This window comes from Chryseobacterium sp. B21-037, from assembly GCF_028570785.1.
Taxonomy (GTDB): Bacteria; Bacteroidota; Bacteroidia; order Flavobacteriales; family Weeksellaceae; genus Chryseobacterium; species Chryseobacterium proteolyticum.
In genome coordinates, this window is record NZ_JALGCB010000001.1 from 3,343,855 (window position 1) to 3,361,548 (window position 17,694).

19 protein-coding genes are annotated in these 17,694 nt (G+C 36.3%); 10 read left to right on the plus strand and 9 right to left on the minus strand.

Annotated features, from left to right (window positions below; translation table 11 throughout):
- The first annotated feature begins 104 nt into the window (after window positions 1-104).
- Genes pgi through MTQ00_RS14845 form a run of 7 tightly spaced genes read left to right on the plus strand, consistent with a single transcriptional unit; the run spans window position 105 to window position 6,913 of the window.
- Window positions 105-1,745: a glucose-6-phosphate isomerase gene (gene pgi / locus MTQ00_RS14815; protein WP_172281288.1), complete on the plus strand. Its 1,641-nt coding sequence runs from the start codon at window positions 105-107 to the stop codon at window positions 1,743-1,745.
- Window positions 1,746-1,774: 29 nt separating this feature from the next.
- Window positions 1,775-2,659 carry a bifunctional 5,10-methylenetetrahydrofolate dehydrogenase/5,10-methenyltetrahydrofolate cyclohydrolase gene (locus MTQ00_RS14820; protein WP_172281290.1) on the plus strand — a complete coding sequence of 295 codons (885 nt, stop codon included), beginning with the start codon at window positions 1,775-1,777 and terminating at the stop codon, window positions 2,657-2,659.
- 7 nt (window positions 2,660-2,666) lie between these two features.
- On the plus strand, window positions 2,667-3,296 hold the full coding sequence (locus MTQ00_RS14825) for a 7-carboxy-7-deazaguanine synthase QueE (protein ID WP_172281292.1): 630 nt from the start codon (window positions 2,667-2,669) through the stop codon (window positions 3,294-3,296).
- Window positions 3,297-3,339: 43 nt separating this feature from the next.
- Window positions 3,340-4,710, plus strand: coding sequence for an exopolysaccharide biosynthesis polyprenyl glycosylphosphotransferase (locus MTQ00_RS14830; RefSeq protein WP_273650055.1), 1,371 nt, complete (start codon window positions 3,340-3,342; stop codon window positions 4,708-4,710).
- Between the two features lie 34 nt (window positions 4,711-4,744).
- Window positions 4,745-5,497, plus strand: coding sequence for an MlaE family ABC transporter permease (locus tag MTQ00_RS14835; RefSeq protein ID WP_172281304.1), 753 nt, complete (start codon window positions 4,745-4,747; stop codon window positions 5,495-5,497).
- Window positions 5,497-6,312 (plus strand): ABC transporter ATP-binding protein, encoded by an 816-nt coding sequence (locus tag MTQ00_RS14840; RefSeq protein ID WP_172281305.1) that lies wholly within the window; start codon window positions 5,497-5,499, stop codon window positions 6,310-6,312. Before MTQ00_RS14835 ends, MTQ00_RS14840 begins: the two co-directional genes overlap by 1 nt.
- A complete protein-coding gene (locus tag MTQ00_RS14845) occupies window positions 6,296-6,913 on the plus strand; it encodes an outer membrane beta-barrel protein (RefSeq protein ID WP_172281307.1) in 618 nt (205 codons plus the stop codon). The genes MTQ00_RS14840 and MTQ00_RS14845 overlap by 17 nt, the downstream gene beginning before the upstream one ends.
- 38 nt (window positions 6,914-6,951) lie before the next feature.
- On the opposite strand, the gene MTQ00_RS14850 is transcribed toward MTQ00_RS14845, so the two are convergent.
- Window positions 6,952-7,263 carry a hypothetical protein gene (locus tag MTQ00_RS14850; protein WP_172281309.1) on the minus strand — a complete coding sequence of 104 codons (312 nt, stop codon included), beginning with the start codon at window positions 7,261-7,263 and terminating at the stop codon, window positions 6,952-6,954.
- Between the two features lie 65 nt (window positions 7,264-7,328).
- Window positions 7,329-8,135 (minus strand): M48 family metallopeptidase, encoded by an 807-nt coding sequence (locus tag MTQ00_RS14855; protein WP_172281311.1) that lies wholly within the window; start codon window positions 8,133-8,135, stop codon window positions 7,329-7,331.
- 106 nt (window positions 8,136-8,241) lie between these two features.
- Here MTQ00_RS14855 and MTQ00_RS14860 point away from each other — a divergent pair, with 106 nt between their 5' ends.
- Window positions 8,242-8,781: a DUF4251 domain-containing protein gene (locus tag MTQ00_RS14860; protein ID WP_273650059.1), complete on the plus strand. Its 540-nt coding sequence runs from the start codon at window positions 8,242-8,244 to the stop codon at window positions 8,779-8,781.
- On the opposite strand, the gene meaB is transcribed toward MTQ00_RS14860, so the two are convergent.
- On the minus strand, window positions 8,778-9,773 hold the full coding sequence (gene meaB / locus MTQ00_RS14865; RefSeq protein ID WP_273650061.1) for a methylmalonyl Co-A mutase-associated GTPase MeaB: 996 nt from the start codon (window positions 9,771-9,773) through the stop codon (window positions 8,778-8,780). The two genes, MTQ00_RS14860 and meaB, sit on opposite strands and share 4 nt — an antisense overlap.
- Before the next feature lie 141 nt (window positions 9,774-9,914).
- Here meaB and MTQ00_RS14870 point away from each other — a divergent pair, with 141 nt between their 5' ends.
- Window positions 9,915-10,208 (plus strand): c-type cytochrome, encoded by a 294-nt coding sequence (locus tag MTQ00_RS14870; RefSeq protein WP_273650063.1) that lies wholly within the window; start codon window positions 9,915-9,917, stop codon window positions 10,206-10,208.
- Between the two features lie 20 nt (window positions 10,209-10,228).
- Window positions 10,229-10,516 (plus strand): cytochrome C, encoded by a 288-nt coding sequence (locus tag MTQ00_RS14875; RefSeq protein ID WP_273650065.1) that lies wholly within the window; start codon window positions 10,229-10,231, stop codon window positions 10,514-10,516.
- Window positions 10,517-10,532: 16 nt separating this feature from the next.
- Here MTQ00_RS14875 and MTQ00_RS14880 read toward each other — a convergent pair whose 3' ends face one another.
- The 6 genes from MTQ00_RS14880 to MTQ00_RS14905 form a co-directional block, all read right to left on the minus strand.
- A complete protein-coding gene (locus MTQ00_RS14880) occupies window positions 10,533-11,528 on the minus strand; it encodes an enolase C-terminal domain-like protein (RefSeq protein WP_273650067.1) in 996 nt (331 codons plus the stop codon).
- A gap of 137 nt (window positions 11,529-11,665) precedes the next feature.
- Window positions 11,666-14,266: a T9SS-dependent M36 family metallopeptidase gene (locus tag MTQ00_RS14885; RefSeq protein ID WP_273650069.1), complete on the minus strand. Its 2,601-nt coding sequence runs from the start codon at window positions 14,264-14,266 to the stop codon at window positions 11,666-11,668.
- Window positions 14,267-14,364: 98 nt separating this feature from the next.
- Window positions 14,365-14,850 (minus strand): hypothetical protein, encoded by a 486-nt coding sequence (locus MTQ00_RS14890; protein WP_273650071.1) that lies wholly within the window; start codon window positions 14,848-14,850, stop codon window positions 14,365-14,367.
- The gene (gene prfH, locus MTQ00_RS14895) at window positions 14,837-15,535 is read right to left on the minus strand and encodes a peptide chain release factor H (protein WP_273650073.1); all 699 of its coding nucleotides are present in this window, start codon (window positions 15,533-15,535) and stop codon (window positions 14,837-14,839) included. Before prfH ends, MTQ00_RS14890 begins: the two co-directional genes overlap by 14 nt.
- Before the next feature lies 1 nt (window position 15,536).
- On the minus strand, window positions 15,537-16,082 hold the full coding sequence (locus MTQ00_RS14900; RefSeq protein WP_273650075.1) for a hypothetical protein: 546 nt from the start codon (window positions 16,080-16,082) through the stop codon (window positions 15,537-15,539).
- A gap of 80 nt (window positions 16,083-16,162) precedes the next feature.
- A complete protein-coding gene (locus MTQ00_RS14905; RefSeq protein WP_273650077.1) occupies window positions 16,163-17,554 on the minus strand; it encodes an RtcB family protein in 1,392 nt (463 codons plus the stop codon).
- Between the last annotated feature and the right edge of the window lie 140 nt (window positions 17,555-17,694).

Consider the following 17,694-nt stretch of genomic DNA (forward strand, 5'->3'; position numbering starts at 1 on the left):
GGCCAATTTTTCCCGGAGGTTTTATTTTTCCTTAAATTTGCATTTTAATCTCAAGATTCCAATAAAATTATTGATTCTCAACCTAGAATTTTAACTTTGAACATATGCTATCAAAAATAAATCCCATACACACCAACAGCTGGAAAGCCCTTGATGAACACTTTGCAGGAAATGATTTCGACTTAAGAACCCTTTTCGCATACAATGAAAATCGTTTTGAAGAGTTCTCAATAAAAAAAGAAAATTTTCTTTTTGATTACTCTAAAAACCTGATGGATTCAAGGACTAAAGAATTGTTGTTGAATTTAGCTGAAGAATGCCAGCTAAAAGACGCCATTTCTAAAATGTTTAGTGGTGACAAAATCAATGAAACAGAAGGGAGAGCAGTTCTTCATACAGCTTTAAGGGATTTTTCGGATAAGGAAATTTTGGTAGATGGAGAAAATGTAAAGCCTCACATCAGAAGAGTCCTTGACCATATGAAATCTTTTTCCGAGAAAATAATTTCCGGAGAGCACAAAGGATTCAGCGGAAAAGAAATCACGGATGTAGTTAATATCGGAATCGGAGGCTCTGACCTTGGTCCTGTGATGGTATGCTCTGCGCTAAAACACTTCAAAACAAGGCTGGACGTTCATTTCGTATCTAATGTGGACGGAAACCATATTGCAGAAGTCGTTAAAAATTTAAATCCTGAAACAACTCTGTTTATCGTTGCTTCCAAAACTTTTACAACCCAGGAAACAATGACTAATGCCAACTCTGCAAAAGATTGGTTTTTACAAGCTGGAAAGCAGGATGACGTTGCCAAACATTTCGTAGCTTTATCCACTAATATCGAAGCAGTTAAAAGCTTCGGAATCGCAGAAGATAACATATTTGAATTCTGGGACTGGGTTGGCGGAAGATATTCTCTTTGGAGTGCTATCGGATTAAGTATTGTTCTGGCAGTAGGTTATGAAAACTTCGAAGAATTGTTAAAAGGAGCTTTTGATACCGATCAACACTTCCAGAACACGGACTTTTCAGAAAATATTCCGGTTTTAATGGGTCTCATTGGCATCTGGTACCGTAATTTTTATGCTGCAACTACTTATGCTATTTTGCCTTACTCCCAGTATCTTGACAGATTTGCTGCGTACTTACAACAGGGAGATATGGAAAGCAACGGAAAATGCGTAGACAGAAATGGTGAATTTGTGGAATATGAAACAGGTCCTATTATCTGGGGAGAGCCAGGAACAAATGGACAGCATGCATTCTATCAGCTGATCCACCAGGGTACGGAATTAATTCCTGCTGATTTTATAGCCTATGCAAAAAGTAGTAATAAGGTTTCTGATCACCAGGACAAACTACTGGCTAACTTTTTCGCTCAGACGGAAGCGCTTGCTTTTGGAAAAAATGAAGAAGAAGTAGAGGAAGAATTAAGAAATTCAGGAAAATCGGATGAGGAAATAGAAAGGCTGTTAAACTTCAAGGTCTTCCACGGAAACACACCAACTAACTCCATATTATTCAAAGAATTAACTCCTTTTTCATTAGGCCAGTTAATAGCAATGTATGAGCATAAAATCTTTGTTCAGGGAGTGATCTGGAATATCTTCAGTTTTGATCAATTCGGAGTAGAGCTTGGAAAGGTATTAGCCAACAAAATTCTACCTGAACTGGAGAATGATGCAACTATTGGGTCACACGATAGTTCGACTAACGGGCTGATCAATTATTATAAGGACAATAAATAAAGAAAGTAAATATCTAATAAAAAAGTAAAATGGCAGAAATTCTTGACGGACTAAAAGTATCCAAAGAAATAAAAGCAGAAATCAAGACAGAAGTTGAAAAGATTCTTGAAAGCAAAAGAAGAGCACCTCATTTGGTGGCCATCCTTGTTGGAAACAACGGAGCAAGCAAGGCTTATGTAAATGCTAAAGTAAAGGATTGCGAGGAAGTAGGTTTTCAATCCAGCCTTATTAAATTCCCGAGTACGGTTTCCGAATCTGAATTACTGGAAAAAATAGATGAGCTGAATAAATCTAAAGCTGTGGATGGATTCATCGTTCAGTTACCTTTACCGGATCAGATTGATCAGGAGAAAATCATTAATGCTATTGATCCAAGAAAAGATGTTGATGGATTCCATCCTGAAAATTTCGGGAAAATGGCATTGGAAATGGATACCTTCTTACCTGCTACCCCTTTTGGAATTTTAACATTGTTAGAAAGATATAATATTGAAACTAAAGGTAAAGACTGTGTAATTATCGGAAGAAGTAAAATCGTAGGGAGACCCATGAGTATTTTGATGGGAAGAAAAGACTTCCCTGGAAATTCTACTGTTACCCTTACACACTCTTATACCAAGGACATTGAAGAATATACTAAAAAAGCAGACATTGTCATTACGGCTTTGGGAGATCCTCATTTCTTAAAGGGAGAAATGATTAAAGACGGTGCTGTAATCGTAGATGTAGGAATTACCAGAGTGGATGATGACTCTCCCAAAGGATATTATCTGGCAGGTGATGTAGATTTTGACAGCTGTGCTGCAAAAGCGAGCTGGATTACACCTGTTCCCGGAGGAGTTGGTCCCATGACAAGAGCTATGTTGATGAAAAACACCATCATTGCTTATAAAACTTCAGTCTATAACGACTAATTTAAAAATGAATAAAGAAGAAGATATTTTATTAAATGAAGGTAAAATGCTCCCTGTGATGGAGCATTTTTACACTTTACAAGGTGAAGGAGCACACACAGGAAAAGCCGCTTATTTTATAAGATTGGGTGGCTGCGATGTGGGTTGCCATTGGTGTGACGTAAAGGAAAGTTGGAATCCTGATCTTCACCCATTGATGAATGCTGAAGAAATTGCAGAAACAGCAGCAAAACATTGTAAAACCATCGTTTTAACCGGTGGCGAACCTTTGATGTGGAATCTGGATATTTTAACCTCCAAGCTAAAGGGCTTGGGATGTACCATACACATTGAAACTTCGGGGGCTTATCCTGTAAGTGGACAACTGGACTGGATCACCCTTTCTCCAAAGAAAACAGGTCTTCCAAAAGAAGATGTATATGAGAAAGCCAGTGAACTGAAGGTAATTATTTTCAATAATCACGATTTTGCATTTGCACAGGAGCAAGCTGCTAAGGTTTCAAAAGATTGTAAGCTGTATCTTCAAAGTGAATGGAGTAAACGTGATGAAATGTATCCGAAAATTACTGATTTCATTTTAGCAAATCCGGAATGGCAGGCCTCAGTTCAGACGCATAAATATCTTAATATCCCGTAAAAATTACATATCTTAGCTCCTGACATCCCTTATATAGCGATAGATGCAGAGAATTCGATACTCTAGATATTTAAAATCGATTATCCTTTTGCTTGACCTTTTGGTTATTGCATCTGTTTTTATTTTCTTTTTTTTAAGCAGAAACCGGGATCTTATACACGACAAGGATATTTGGTACGAAAATTCGTTCCCATTGCTTTTGTTGATCTCTTTTTGGATTCTGCTGAGTGGAAGAACCAAAATTTACAATATAAGAAGAAACCTTACCTACACTACTTTTATAGAACGTATTGTTACTCATTTTATATTGTTTGTAATTGGTCTTGTATTAATAAGAAAGGTAAGTAATAATAAATTTTTCAGTTCAGAGCTTTCTTGGTTGTCGCTGTACCTGTTTTCTTTTATATTGATTACAAAATCCATTATTTATTTTGGAATAAAATATCTGAGATCTATAGGAATTAACAATAGGAATGTGATGTTTCTAAGTGAGAACAGCTCTACGAATGTTTTGAAAAACATATTGAATGAAAGGAAAGACTTCGGATACAGAATTTTTGAATACCCTACTGAAATAATTCAGACCCAAGAGCTTCAGTCCTTCTGGAAGAGCAATGGAATACATACATTATTTCTGCCACTGGAAAATACATTTACCTCTCAGATGGAGGATGAAATTTTCAGATTAGCTGAAGCAAGCAAGGTGCATATTTCGCTGATCCCTAATATATCTCAGACTGATCTTTTTGCTTACGACCTGGGATATGTAGAGACTCAGCCGGTTCTCAATCAGGCAAAGTATCCTTTGGATTATTATTCCAATTACCTTTTAAAAAGATTGTTTGATATCGTTTTTTCACTTGTGGTTATGATAGGTATCTGCTTGTGGCTATTTCCGATAATTGCAATTTTTATCAAGCTGACGTCAAAAGGGCCTGTTTTTTTCATACAGAAAAGATATGGTTTTCATGAAGAAGTATTTAGCTGTATAAAATTCAGAACAATGGTGGTGAATGATGAGTCAACAACGAGAACAACATCGGAAAATGACGCAAGGATCACAGGGATTGGTAAGTTTCTCAGAAAAACAAGCTTGGATGAGATGCCACAGTTTATTAATGTATTAAGGGGAGAGATGTCAATTGTAGGACCTCGTCCTCATATGCTGGCAGTAGATAATTATTATAAACCCAAAATAGGAAGATATAGTCTTAGAAGTACTGTAAATCCAGGGATTACAGGTCTTGCACAGGTAAACGGGCTCAGGGGTGATTCCGGGGATGTGGAGGTTGAAATGAAAAAGCGGATACTGGCTGATGCCTTCTATGTAAGAAACTGGAGCTTCATCCTGGATCTTATCATCATTTTGAAAACTATTTTACTGGTTTTAGGTGGAGATAAAAACGCAAAATAAAGAATGCTTAATAAAAAAAGTCTAATTTAGCAGAATGTTAAAAAAGTTTTTCACAGCCGTAGGGGAATACATTATTCTTCTTGGTAAATCTATGCAAAAACCTCAGAAAATGAGGGTTTTCTGGAAGCTGTTCATGAGAGAAATCAATGATTTAGGAGTCAACTCATTCGGGTTGGTTATCTTTACATCTATATTCGTGGGAGCGGTAGTTGCCATCCAAATGTTCAACAACTTTGATGCTTCTTCATTTCCCATTCCTACTTCGTTCGTGGGATACGCTACAAAAGCAGTACTTGTACTGGAATTTTCACCCACCATTATCAGTTTGATTCTGGCGGGAAAAGTAGGCTCATATATTGCATCCAGTATAGGTACAATGAGGGTTTCAGAACAAATCGATGCATTGGATATCATGGGAGTTAACTCACCCAATTTTCTGATACTCCCTAAAATAATTGCGTGTATCATTTTTAACCCGCTTCTTATTGCAATCAGTATTGTGTTTGGTATAGGCGGTGGATATATTGCCGGAATTTTAACAGGAAACTGGACGGAATCCGATTATATTACGGGGATACAGATGTATATGCCTAATTTATTCGTTTACTATGCATTTATAAAAACGATCGTTTTCGCTTTTGTTATTGCAACAGTTCCTTCATACTTCGGTTACTTCGTAAAAGGTGGTTCACTGGAAGTAGGTAGAGCGAGTACACAAGCCGTGGTTTGGACAATGGTATTTATTATCATTTCCGAATTAATATTAACCCAATTAATATTAAGCTAATGATTGAGGTAAAAAATCTTAAAAAAAGTTTTGATGATGTTGAAGTACTTAAAGGAATTTCAACTTCTTTTGATAAAGGGAAAGTAAATCTGATTATCGGGCAAAGTGGATCGGGAAAAACAGTATTTCTTAAGAGTTTATTAAATGTATATCAGCCTTCCTCAGGTGAAATTCTTTTTGATGGTAAAGACATCAATACAATGACCCGTGAAGAAAAGCAGCACCTGCGATCGGAAATCGGAACGGTATTCCAGGGAAGCGCTTTGTTTGACTCTCTTACAGTGGAGGAAAACATTATGTTTCCTCTTGATATGTTTACCAATTTAAGTTTCAGGGAAAAGAAAAAAAGAGTTTTTGAAGTTATTGGAAGAGTACATCTCGATAAAGCCAACAAAAAATTTCCATCCGAAATTTCCGGAGGAATGCAAAAACGGGTGGCCATTGCAAGAGCCATTGTGAACAATCCTAAATACTTGTTTTGTGATGAGCCAAATTCAGGACTGGATCCCTATACATCCAATGTAATAGATGATCTATTGCTCGAAATAACAAAAGAATATAACACTACAACGATCATTAATACACACGATATGAACTCCGTAATGACGATAGGTGAAAAGATTGTCTATCTGAGATTAGGAATTAAAGAGTGGGAAGGAAATAAAGACATTCTGATTACAGCAGGCAATAAAAATCTTATTGACTTCGTTTATTCTTCAGAGCTATTTAAAGAATTGAGGGTGTATTTACTTGAAAATAATAAAACTATTGATAATACGATCACAAAACTAGACGAAAATGAAACAAATATTTAGTATAGCGCTATTAAGCCTTTCGATGTTTGCTTCTGCACAGATTTCTCTTGCAGGTAAGGCAAACTTAATTTTTCCAACGGGATCTCCATCGTGGAAAAATATCTCCAATACGGCAAGTGCGGCAATAGACAATAAGGGAAAGAATAATGTAGGATTTAATATTGGACTTTCATTAAAAGCTAACCTTCCGATGGCATTTTTCCTGATGCCGGAATTGTATTACACCACCTTTAAAAATGAATTCACAGATCCTGTTTCTAATACTACATTCGATGTTAAAAACAACCGTATCGATTTACCGGTACTTGTAGGTCATAAAGTATTAGGAGATATGCTGGGTGTATTCATTGGGCCTGTTGCCAGCTATAACCTGGCTAAGGAGGATACATTTAATGATTTTAAAGAAAATGCGAGAGATAATTTTACTGTAGGATACCAGTTCGGAGCTCAGCTTGAAATTAAAAAACTTCTTATCAACGCAAGATATGAAGGTGCATTTAGTAAAGATCAAAGAAATTTTGTAAACAGAGTATCTGGTGAAGAAATCAGATATGATAATCGCCCTAATCTCTTTATGGTAGGTTTGGGTTATAAATTTTAACCGAAAGAAAATAACAACTATTAAAAAATCCTCAGGTATTATACCTGAGGATTTTTATTTTGGTTTTCTAATTCTGTTTGTCGTTTTGCAATTTCCACAGCGTGTTTTTCCAACTCTTCTTTCTCTTTCTGTAGCTGCTTAAATTCCCTTCTTCTTTGCTCTTCTTTAATAGCAGATCCTTTACTCAGATAGCCTACCATTCCACCTATGATAAGCCCAATCCCGATTCCTCCCATAATTCCCATAATATGAGAAAGCTTGATCTGTTCAACAGCAAAGTCTGTTGTTAAATAAAAAAGTAAAGCTGATACTGCTAAAAGTATAAGGCCTGTAATTGATATACTTTTCATAATGTTGTGTTTTTGGTGATTTAGTCTTTACTAATGTAGTGAAATTTTAGCAAAGCTGAATTTGATTAAATTTTCCCACCTGCATTTTTGTAATATTCCAATGCTTTTGGTAAATCTTTTTGAATATCTGATATTCTGGTTCCCGGGCTTGGGTGAGTAGAAAGAAACTCCGGCTGTCTGCTTCCAGAAGATGCAGCTTCCATTCTGTTCCAGAAAGGAATTGCCTCCCTTGGATCATATCCGGCCATAGACATCAGATACAATCCCATCTGATCAGCTTCCGACTCTTGATTTCTTCCATATTTTAACAAAGCTACCTGCGAACCAATCGGATATACTTTCTGAAAAATATTAGCCCATTGGGAATTAGAAATAGTTCCGCCTAATATAGTCCCGCCGTATTGCGCTACCATTGCCTGGGAAATTCTTTCATTTCCATGTCCTGCCAAAGCATGAGAAACCTCATGGCCTAAAACTACTGCCAGTCCGTTATCATTTTTAGTTACCGGTAATATTCCTGTATATACAGCTACCTTTCCACCAGGCATACACCAGGCGTTTAATTCATTACTCTGAAGAAGGTTAAACTCCCAGCTATAATTTGCCAGATCTGCAGATCTTCCAATACTTTGATAGTATCTTTCAGCAGCTCCTTTTATTCTTGTTCCTACATTTACCACTCTTTTAGCATCTGCCGTCCCTGATATAATCTTTGATTTGGACAATGTTGTTCTATACTCCTGAGATGACATCGTTAATATTTCAGAATTATTTGCCAACTGCAACGAAGATCTACCCGTAATAGGGTTCGTGGTACAAGCTACAACTGATAAAGCAATTGCTCCTATTCCTAATAGATAAGTTAATTTCATAGTTTAAGTGTTAATAATTCAACTTTAACAATTATTATTCCAAAAAGTTTTACAACCTATATATTTGCATACATTTTGCTATTTAAATTTAATAATTATTAAGGTCATGAAAAAATATATTTCACTTATATATATTTTGGGATTTATCTTCTTTTTTCAAAGTTGTTCTTCACAAAATACCGGCGATTCTAAAACTACGGATTTGCTGATTAATTCGCAGGAATTTACGTTCCACGCAGAACGCGCAAACCCTACCAACTATGATGTCATCAACATTATGAATTCTATGCCCAACTCAACATCGACAAGAATTCTTCAGCTTAACGGCAACTACACGGTAGAACTGAGAAAAAACAAGTTAGAAGTTACCCTTCCTTATTTCGGAAGACTATTTAATCCTACTTATGGTAATACCAGCGGCAACAGCTACAGGTTCACTTCGAAAGATTATACGGTCAATAAATCACAGAATAAAAAAGGAAACTGGATTGTAAGAGTTAAGCCTAATGATGTAAACAATGTAGACGAGATCATTATTGAGGTTTATAAAAACGGAAAAGCATTTACTGCTGTACGAAGTAATGACAGGCAGCCTATATCATATGATGGATTTGTTTCTAAGAACGACCCTGAATCTGCTCCTTAATTTTCACGAGTCCCGTTAGATAAAAATCTTTCTACAAACAATTTAGCTTCAGTACTTGGGTTGGAAACCATTGCTGAAGCATTTTTTTTATGATACAAATAAGCTTCTTCTACGGAATCACTCTTCTTCATCATGGATAAAATATATTCCTGAACCCAATATTCAAACCGCTTTTCTGCCTGTTGAATTCTGATTTCATCAAATGTTCCGGACTTCTTTTTAAGATCAATAAATTCAGCTATTGTACCGTAGATTTCATCCAGGCCTGCATTATGAAGTGCAGAACCCAATAAAATAGGAACTTTCCAGCCTTTTTCTTTTGGGGGAATAAAATCAAGCGCCCTTTTTAATTCAAGTTTGGTAGTTTTTGCTTTTTGTAAATTACTTTCGTCAACTTTGTTAATAAAAATAATATCTACCATCTCCATGATCCCTCTTTTGATCCCCTGAAGCTCATCTCCTCCTCCAATAATCTTAAGAAACAGGAATACGTCTGTAATATCGGCAACCAGAACTTCAGATTGTCCTACCCCTACAGTTTCAATAAGGATATAATCATATCCTGCAGCTTCACAGATCATCATGGTTTCAAAGGTTGTATTGGCAACACCTCCTAAAAATCCGGAACTCGGGGAAGGCCTGATAAAAGCGTTTTCTTCTTTTGCCAGCTCTTCCATCCTTGTTTTATCTCCAAGAATGCTTCCTTTGTTAATTGCCGAGCTCGGGTCAATAGCAAGAACTGCCACTTTTTTATCATGAGCAATAGCCAGTCGTCCAAAATTTTCAATGAAAGTAGATTTTCCTGCCCCCGGAACTCCAGTAATTCCGATCCGTATGGAATTTCCCGTAAATGGCATGATTGCCTTCAGTAATTCGTCTGCCTGGAGGCGATGTTCGGCTTTTTTGCTTTCAACTAAAGTAATAGCTTTTGCGATCAGACGTTTATTTCCTGATCGTATTCCTTCCACCAAGTCTTCTGTTGAAAATTTCATTAGGTCAAAAATATAAAAATAAGCATCAAACTACCTCATAAAGCTCTTTTAATTTTATTTCTTCTAAATTAAAACTACACCTGATTTTATCAATAGCATAAGGAATTTGCTACATTTGTTATCAATCAAATATAAGAAACAATGAAAAAAATAATCGCTATAGCATTTTTTACTGCTGTTCTGGTATCATCATGCACCTCAAAATCATCAACAGCAACTTCAGCTATAGGCCCTGCAGTATCTACTGCTGAACAAATCGCTCAGGGAAAGACCATTTTTGAAAGCTCTTGTACGAGATGTCATAAACTACCGGATCCCACATCACATAATCCGGTTCAATGGGTAGGAATTATGAACTCTATGGCTCCAAAAGCAAAACTCACTGACGAGCAGCATCAATGGGTATATGATTATATTGTTTCTGTAAAAAAATAATCACATCTAAAAATATTACAATGAAAAAGTTAGTTTTAAGTATTATTTTAGGATCTGCATTTATGATTTCGTGCGGACCGAAAAGTGTAGCGGTAACAGGACCGAAATATACAGCTTCTGAACAACTGACTCAGGGAAAAACCATTTTTGAAAATTCCTGCAACAAATGCCATCAATTACCGGATCCTGCAAAACACGACGACCAGGGATGGATCAAAACGTTAAGCAGAATGGCTCCAAAAGCTAAACTGACTGATGATCAGCATCAAATGGTGTATGATTATCTGATTTCTGTAAATAAAAAATAAGCTTTCAAATGAAAGCTTATTTTTTTAACTCTATTCCCAATCCAGGTTTCTCCGATAAAATTATGATACCCTTTTCTACAAAGTTCCCAGTAGCATAATCATTGGAGATCAGATTTGCCCCGTCGAGATCAACGTAATCGACAAGTCCGGTTAAAACACACCCTGCAGAAATCCCAACTGTAGATTCTGTCATGCATCCTATCATTACTTTGTAACCTGAACTTCTGGCTTTTCTTATCATTTCTAAAGCAGGGGTCAAACCTCCGCATTTCATTAATTTGATATTGACACTTCTATAATAAGGTATTAAATTTTCTAAAGAACCCATCTCCTGACAGTCCTCGTCTGCCATCCAGTTAGCATAAGCATTTTTTTCTAAAACCTGATAATGACCGATAGGTCTTGGCTGCTCAAGGTATGTGAATTTTCGCACATCGGAATTTCCCTGAAGCCATAAACAATCATCATCCGTAAAGCTGGCATTTGAATCCAGAGCGATATTCCTGTCCAATTGTAAAAGTCTGGTTACACCATCCTTTTGTAAACCACTGCATTTCACCTTAAACTTATTCCAGCTGCTTTTTTCGATTTTTTCGATTTGCTCACCGATAGTTCCTATAGATATAGTAATGGAACTATCCACTAAATTTGTTGAAGAAAGATCATTGAGCTCCATAAAACTTTTATTTTCAAGTTTTCCGAAAAGGTCCCAATAGGCGCAATCTAAGGCAGATTTTAAAAAGGGGTGTAAATCTGAAAAAGAAAGAAACTGATAAAATTCTTTTGGGTGTTCAATTTTTCGTGCTTCAATTCCGGAACGGATTTCATTTAATTTTGAAACCAACATGGTCAGATTAATCTTATAATAATCGATGGCAACACACTCTCCATATCCTTTACAATTATGGTGAGATAATTCGATAACCAAACTTTCTCTGGTGTTATAATTACCATAAGCTATTGAGAAAGTTTCTTTTAATCGAAGGGATTTGATTTCAAAACGCAGTTCCATACATTAAAGCTACAAAAAAAGCTGTCTCAAAAGATCAACAATACTCTCCAATCTCCAGAATGACAAAGCCATCAGACAGAATTTCGAAAGTAAAAGTGCTCTTGAAACAACCTTATTCTAATCTTAACAATTGTTTTTTACTTTACAATTAACTTTTCAATTTGACTTTTAAGTCCTTGTTTAATATGAACCATATATACTCCTTTAGGAAAACTTTTTGTAGAAATGGCTTTTTTAGATTCTGGCATTCTTGAATCAGTAATCACCACTTTTCCCGACATATCAAATACCCTTATTTCCACTTCATCTTTTGATTTATTTATATTTCCAACAAAGAACTCATCATAAGTAGGATTAGGGAATATAATAAATTGATTATCGGCAAGATTACTTTCCTTGGTTGCAAGCACACTATCACAGTCCGATGGAATAGTAAAATCTTCTACTTGATCAGTTCCCACCGTTTTACTTCCCGCAGAAGCATTTACTCCTAATCCTCTTTTGGCAAATGCTTTCCAAATCATACATTTATCTTCTCCTCCATTTCCTATAGCATCAGCTTGAAGAATAGCATCTCTACCATCAATAAAGGTTGGACTACATGGTTGCAGCTTAAGCCCATCAACCACTATCTGTAATGCTTTTGCATTACCGGATGTTGGGTTTGCCAATACATCACTATTATATCCATACTTTTCAACATACTTCCAGGTAAGATCCCAGAGCATGGTAGCCCAAATAAATCCTACACCATGAGGAACGACAGCAGTATTGGTACTATTATATGTATACCCGTTTACAGAAAAATCCGGAGAATACTTAGCCGGTCTGATCCCAACTCCTGTAACTGGCTGCCCTTTCGGATAAGTTCCTACACCTCTTGCTAAGGATGATGTGTCACCTGGTCTTGTAGTCAGCATCAAGGCAAAGTAGTCTGACCATCCTTCCCCCATTTGTTCAATGGTATTAGTTGTCGATAGACAACTGTATCCCTGACCGGTTAATCTATTTGAAATACCATGACCGTATTCATGAGCAATAATTCCGTTATCAAAACTCGAATGCTTAAATCCATCATAATCAAAGTCCAATGTGGCATTAATAGCATTGCCATTGTTAAGCTCTCCAACCAGAAAAAGCCCCTCTGTTTTCCCAATGTTTATAGAAGGAATATTGACTTGAGATCCATAGGATCCAGCACCCATGCTCGTGGGAGTGTCATTAGAAGGTCTATAGACTATTACACCAACAGCACCTGCATTCTGAGCATTCAATACTTTGAGACCATACTCACAACTTGTACTTGTTACAATTGCAATTTTGTTTGTAAGACTACCCGGCGCTGGCGCTGTACATGCATCTGTAGGTGATGAAACAATGAGGTCTCCTGTCACTGGCGGGCCAAAAACCGGTCCAAATCCTGCTCCACCTGTTAATACTTTTGGCCTGCTAGTAATTGATGCAGGACTGTTGTATTGATACCTTATGATAGGATCATCAGGAGTCTGTGTTCTATCATAAAGATACATCTGCATTCTAGGCGCTAAAACCTGGGGCTGCCCTCCAACAACTCTTTCATAACCTGAACTAAAATTAGCATTGTTAAGTCCACTTCCATCAAAAGCCTCTGCTCTCACGGCATCATTCCCTATTCCACCATTATTAAAGTTATTCGTCTGAAAGTTTCTCGCCGTTTCTGTGAATCCGAATTTATAAAATATATCATGCATTTTATTGTTCATATAAAACAAATTGGTGATAGCAGCGTCTTTGTAGGCAAAAGGATCATCATACCTTCCATCTGCAAAAGGAAAATCGAAATTAAGCGTACTTCCTCCATCTGGTGAATATCCTGGAACATTGGCATTATTTTGATCTGAATAGGCATAAACATTGTTTCCTCTCGTGTTTGTGTAATTATTTGTCCCATCCGAATGCCATCCCTCGGGAGAGGCTTGTACATCCCATGGATTATTAATAGTTGAACGAGAACCAAATGTGGGAGCTTCCAGAGGTAAAGGAAAAATATTATAGGAAGCATTGGAAGGAGGAAACAAGCTATTAACCAACTTTGTATTTGGGATTTTATTAGCCACTCCTTGAAGCATTTGTGCATTATTCATCTTTTCAGTTGCCTCCAATCCGTTAGAGGCTTCGTGCGGATGGATATTCCGTTCAAAACTACAATCAAGTGTCAGGTTATCCTTACTAAGTATTTCTCCACTACTCGCATTGGCAATTACATGCCAAACATCTGACGTATTTTTATCTGAAACAAATAACTCTTTAGATAAAATATATAATCCATTTTTCTCAAAATACACATCTGTCAAATAATCTATGTTTGCGATTTCGCGTAATCCCAATTGCTGCTTGAGAAACTCCTTTGAAAGGCTTTTCAAAACTTTTGGCTGATTAGCAATAACAATATTTCTACTAAAGGTATTTTTTTCGGAAATGATCTTATCATTTTTTATAATGACTTTGCCTAAAGCATTATAAACCCTAAGTCCATTGTAAGTTTGTTGAACATCCAAAATATTAGCGTTCAAACTTTTGGAAGAATCATTATTTAAAATCTCAATCCCAACCTGGCTATTATTACCGCTCTTTAAATTTAGCTGTCCATTTCTTTTGTAAAAATCATGAATGATATTTTCAGAATTCTGAGCGTTCATTTTATCAAAACAAAAAAGCATCACCACAGACACAGGCAATAAAAATAATTTTTTACTCATAAATATAATTTTTAAGCAATAAATATACAATTTTTACAGAATATCCTTAATGAAAACTACTGCTTTTAATCAAAAAAATACTCTTATGTTCAAATTCTTTATTTTTTCGGCATTTTTGATTTAATAAATTTAACCCGTTCTTCAAGAATATCAATCATTTCCTTATTATAGCTGTATTTTCTGGCTTCTTTTAATGGTTTCAAAGCTTTCCTATATTCCAATCTGATCTCAAACAATAAAGATTTATGAATTAATATTCTGGACTTATCAATCCCTTTGATCTTTAAAGCGTACTCAATCAATTTTTCTGCCTCATCAAGATCTTCATTATCTAAAAGACATTTAATATAATATTGGGGAGTATTAAGATTTGAAACATTATGAAACATTGCCTCCGCAAAATATAATTTTGCTTTTTCATAATCTGTTAACATTTCACTGTATATTCTCCCCATCAGGCAAAGGCTGTCGGCGTCTTCCGGATCGTAGGATAAAGCATAGTTCAGAGCTTCCAGACAAGAAGGAAGATTATATGGATAGTTATCCAATGCTTCAAAATAATATTTATTTTTAGTTAAAGTCATCTTTTAAATTTTTAAGTTCATTCTTAAGACTGCTCCTTGTTTTTTTAAAGGATTTATCTTTATAATTATGTTTAAAATCCGTCCCTGAAAAAGTACGGATAGGATTTCCCCTTTGTACCTGCAGATGATGGGTCCAGGTTTCCTGCATCCTATTGGCCATTTGTTGAATATTTAATTCCATTACTTTTTCCTTTAATCTCATAACAGAAAGTTTTTTATTCTCCAACTGCGACCTTGAATCCTGTGCAAAAACACTTATTCCTGTCGGAAGATGGGTCGCCCTTACCGCAGTATTTACCTTATTGACATTTTGCCCTCCGCTTCCTTGGCTTCTTGTCGTTTGGAACTGAATATCCTTTTCGCTAAAACCCACTTCGTGAGTATTTTCAATTTCAAAGATTCCAATAAACCAGTTGCTCCGTTTATGCAGTTTTCTAAAGGTACTTCTTCCGCTCCAACAGATACTTCCCAACCAGTTTTTTAAAAATCCGGATGTATCCTTTCCTTTTAAAAGAAGGGTAACCGATTTTAGGGTCAGATTTTCATCCCCGTTTTCTCTGTGGATGATTTCGTATTGTATTTTTTCCTGTTTTATTTCTTCAAGGAATACTTTCAAAACTTTAGCAACTACCCATTGGCATTCTAAAGGTCCTCTTCCCGAAGTGATTTGTATAAGTTTGTCCATTTTATTTTGGTATTTCACTTAATCTGGGGTGCCCCACTGGATCAATTCCTTTTTCCAACAAATCCCTGGCGGTTATCACTGCCCAGCATTTGTCACTGGAATGAATATTTCTGTAAAAAGTAAGCAACACTTCAGGCTTTACAACCGTAAATCCATTGGCTAATATGGTTTCCAGGTCATCCCTTTCAAAAAAATCGATGGTAATTCTATGGAACTTCCCGCTTTCCAATTCTATTGTTTTTTCATATCTCCTAAAATTTTCCTCACTTGGCAGATGGTCATATCGCGTCCATACCTTCTGAAAGCTTTCTTTCACAAGCAGCATTACCACATCCGCAACATCTTCTTTCTTTACAAAAACATCAATATCCTTATGATCATGGGCGTGTTTATACTCTGTATGTCCTTTTTCAGACATAAAGTGCCAGGCCCAGCCTCCCGATAAAATGATTTTATTTTTTAATTTTTCTAAAATTTCAAGTCCGTATTGAATTCTAAATTCCGGCCAGACTTCGCCGTATCTTTTTATATTATGTGGTGCTCCCATTTCTCTTTTTTTAATTAAAAATTGATGGTTAATAGTTGCCAGCTAAATTTCTTACCTGACAACTAAAAACTATCATTTGATTATTTATCCATTCTCACGATCCGTGGTTGAAATGTTCCCAGAATATCCACCAATCCACTTTGTGCGTTCATGACCTCATTGATGTCTTTATATGCCATAGGAGCTTCTTCTGCATTTCCACCCATAAGCACAACATTCTTTAGCTTGAGCTCTTTTTTAATATCATTCTGGGTGAACATATTCCTGCACTCTCCTCTGGAATACGCTCTTCCTGCACCATGAGAAGCAGAATTGAGCGCATCAGGGTTTCCTTTTCCACGAACAATAAATCCCTTTGCTGTCATAGATCCGGGAATCATCCCCAGCTCATTTTCATTGGCAGGAGTAGCCCCTTTTCTGTGGACAATTACCTCTTTTCCATTATGAATTTCCTTCCATGCAAAATTATGGTGGTTCTCAATTCTTGCTTTCACTCTTCCTCCTACGGCTTTTACAAGCCTCCTATGAATATCATCATGGCATGCTGAAGCATAATCCCCTGCAAGGTTCATTGCTGTCCAGTATTCAAGTCCCATATGGGTATTCAGATCCAGCCATGCAAAATTTTGAGCTTCTTTAGGTAAAGGACATTGCTCTATCGCAACCCTTGAATAGTACTGTGCTATCTCCGCTCCCAATCCACGCGAACCGCTGTGTGAAAGAATACCCAGATATCTTCCTTTCGGCAGACCTATCTGTGCTTCTTCCTCTGTAATTTCAACCTCCCCAAATTCTACAAAATGATTTCCCCCGCCAGAAGATCCCATTTGCTTGATTGCTTTTCCTTTTAATCTCCTTAAAATAGGAATTAAATCAAATGTATCACGATCAAAGATCTCATGTTCAATATGTGATTTATGGGTTTCATACATCCCGAATTTGGTATGTTCAGCCAACGCTTTTTCATATTTATCTTTAGCGCCGTCCAGATATGAAATAGGTGTATCCAAAATACTAAGGCTCATTCTACAGCCAATATCCATTCCCACTCCATAAGGAATCACTGCGTTTTCAACGGCAAGCACTCCTCCTATGGGAAGTCCGTAACCAATATGTGCATCAGGCATCAGGGCTCCCTGAGTTGCTATTGGTAATTTTAAAGCAGTATATAACTGATTCTTTGCTTCTTCAGAAATATGGTTACCAAATATCTGAAATGATGCTCTTTGTGTATTCAGCATTCTCTTTTCTGTCTTTTTTGAAGAAAGTAAGGCCTCTGCAATTTGTCCGAAGGTCAAATCTTTCTCAAAGTTCTCCGGATGAAGCATAATTTCTTTTAAAAGTGCTTTAACATAATGGATATTCTTTGTTGCAAAATTTCTTTTCATGACTTCCAAAGCTATATTGACACTTTGATTATTTGGATAGCCTAATTTTAATATATCTTTTCCTTTAAGTTTTAAATTTCCCATTGTTTTAAATTTAGATATGAGATGTCAGATGCTGAATCATAGACCTCTAAGCATACAGACACCATTCAACTATTATTTTAGTTGATTTGTAATAACATCATAACAGGCAGAGATTTTTCTTCCGTCTGAATGATCCTATT

Excerpts from the sequence above, each read along its gene's own strand:
- pgi (WP_172281288.1), top strand. The coding sequence starts at position 105 with ATGCTATCAAAAATAAATCCCATACACACCAACAGCTGGAAAGCCCTT.
- MTQ00_RS14820 (WP_172281290.1), top strand. The coding sequence starts at position 1,775 with ATGGCAGAAATTCTTGACGGACTAAAAGTATCCAAAGAAATAAAAGCA.
- MTQ00_RS14825 (WP_172281292.1), top strand. The coding sequence starts at position 2,667 with ATGAATAAAGAAGAAGATATTTTATTAAATGAAGGTAAAATGCTCCCT.
- MTQ00_RS14830 (WP_273650055.1), top strand. The coding sequence starts at position 3,340 with ATGCAGAGAATTCGATACTCTAGATATTTAAAATCGATTATCCTTTTG.
- MTQ00_RS14835 (WP_172281304.1), top strand. The coding sequence starts at position 4,745 with ATGTTAAAAAAGTTTTTCACAGCCGTAGGGGAATACATTATTCTTCTT.
- MTQ00_RS14840 (WP_172281305.1), top strand. The coding sequence starts at position 5,497 with ATGATTGAGGTAAAAAATCTTAAAAAAAGTTTTGATGATGTTGAAGTA.
- MTQ00_RS14845 (WP_172281307.1), top strand. The coding sequence starts at position 6,296 with ATGAAACAAATATTTAGTATAGCGCTATTAAGCCTTTCGATGTTTGCT.
- MTQ00_RS14850 (WP_172281309.1), bottom strand. The coding sequence starts at position 7,263 with ATGAAAAGTATATCAATTACAGGCCTTATACTTTTAGCAGTATCAGCT.
- MTQ00_RS14855 (WP_172281311.1), bottom strand. The coding sequence starts at position 8,135 with ATGAAATTAACTTATCTATTAGGAATAGGAGCAATTGCTTTATCAGTT.
- MTQ00_RS14860 (WP_273650059.1), top strand. The coding sequence starts at position 8,242 with ATGAAAAAATATATTTCACTTATATATATTTTGGGATTTATCTTCTTT.
- meaB (WP_273650061.1), bottom strand. The coding sequence starts at position 9,773 with ATGAAATTTTCAACAGAAGACTTGGTGGAAGGAATACGATCAGGAAAT.
- MTQ00_RS14870 (WP_273650063.1), top strand. The coding sequence starts at position 9,915 with ATGAAAAAAATAATCGCTATAGCATTTTTTACTGCTGTTCTGGTATCA.
- MTQ00_RS14875 (WP_273650065.1), top strand. The coding sequence starts at position 10,229 with ATGAAAAAGTTAGTTTTAAGTATTATTTTAGGATCTGCATTTATGATT.
- MTQ00_RS14880 (WP_273650067.1), bottom strand. The coding sequence starts at position 11,528 with ATGGAACTGCGTTTTGAAATCAAATCCCTTCGATTAAAAGAAACTTTC.
- MTQ00_RS14885 (WP_273650069.1), bottom strand. The coding sequence starts at position 14,266 with ATGAGTAAAAAATTATTTTTATTGCCTGTGTCTGTGGTGATGCTTTTT.
- MTQ00_RS14890 (WP_273650071.1), bottom strand. The coding sequence starts at position 14,850 with ATGACTTTAACTAAAAATAAATATTATTTTGAAGCATTGGATAACTAT.
- prfH (WP_273650073.1), bottom strand. The coding sequence starts at position 15,535 with ATGGACAAACTTATACAAATCACTTCGGGAAGAGGACCTTTAGAATGC.
- MTQ00_RS14900 (WP_273650075.1), bottom strand. The coding sequence starts at position 16,082 with ATGGGAGCACCACATAATATAAAAAGATACGGCGAAGTCTGGCCGGAA.
- MTQ00_RS14905 (WP_273650077.1), bottom strand. The coding sequence starts at position 17,554 with ATGGGAAATTTAAAACTTAAAGGAAAAGATATATTAAAATTAGGCTAT.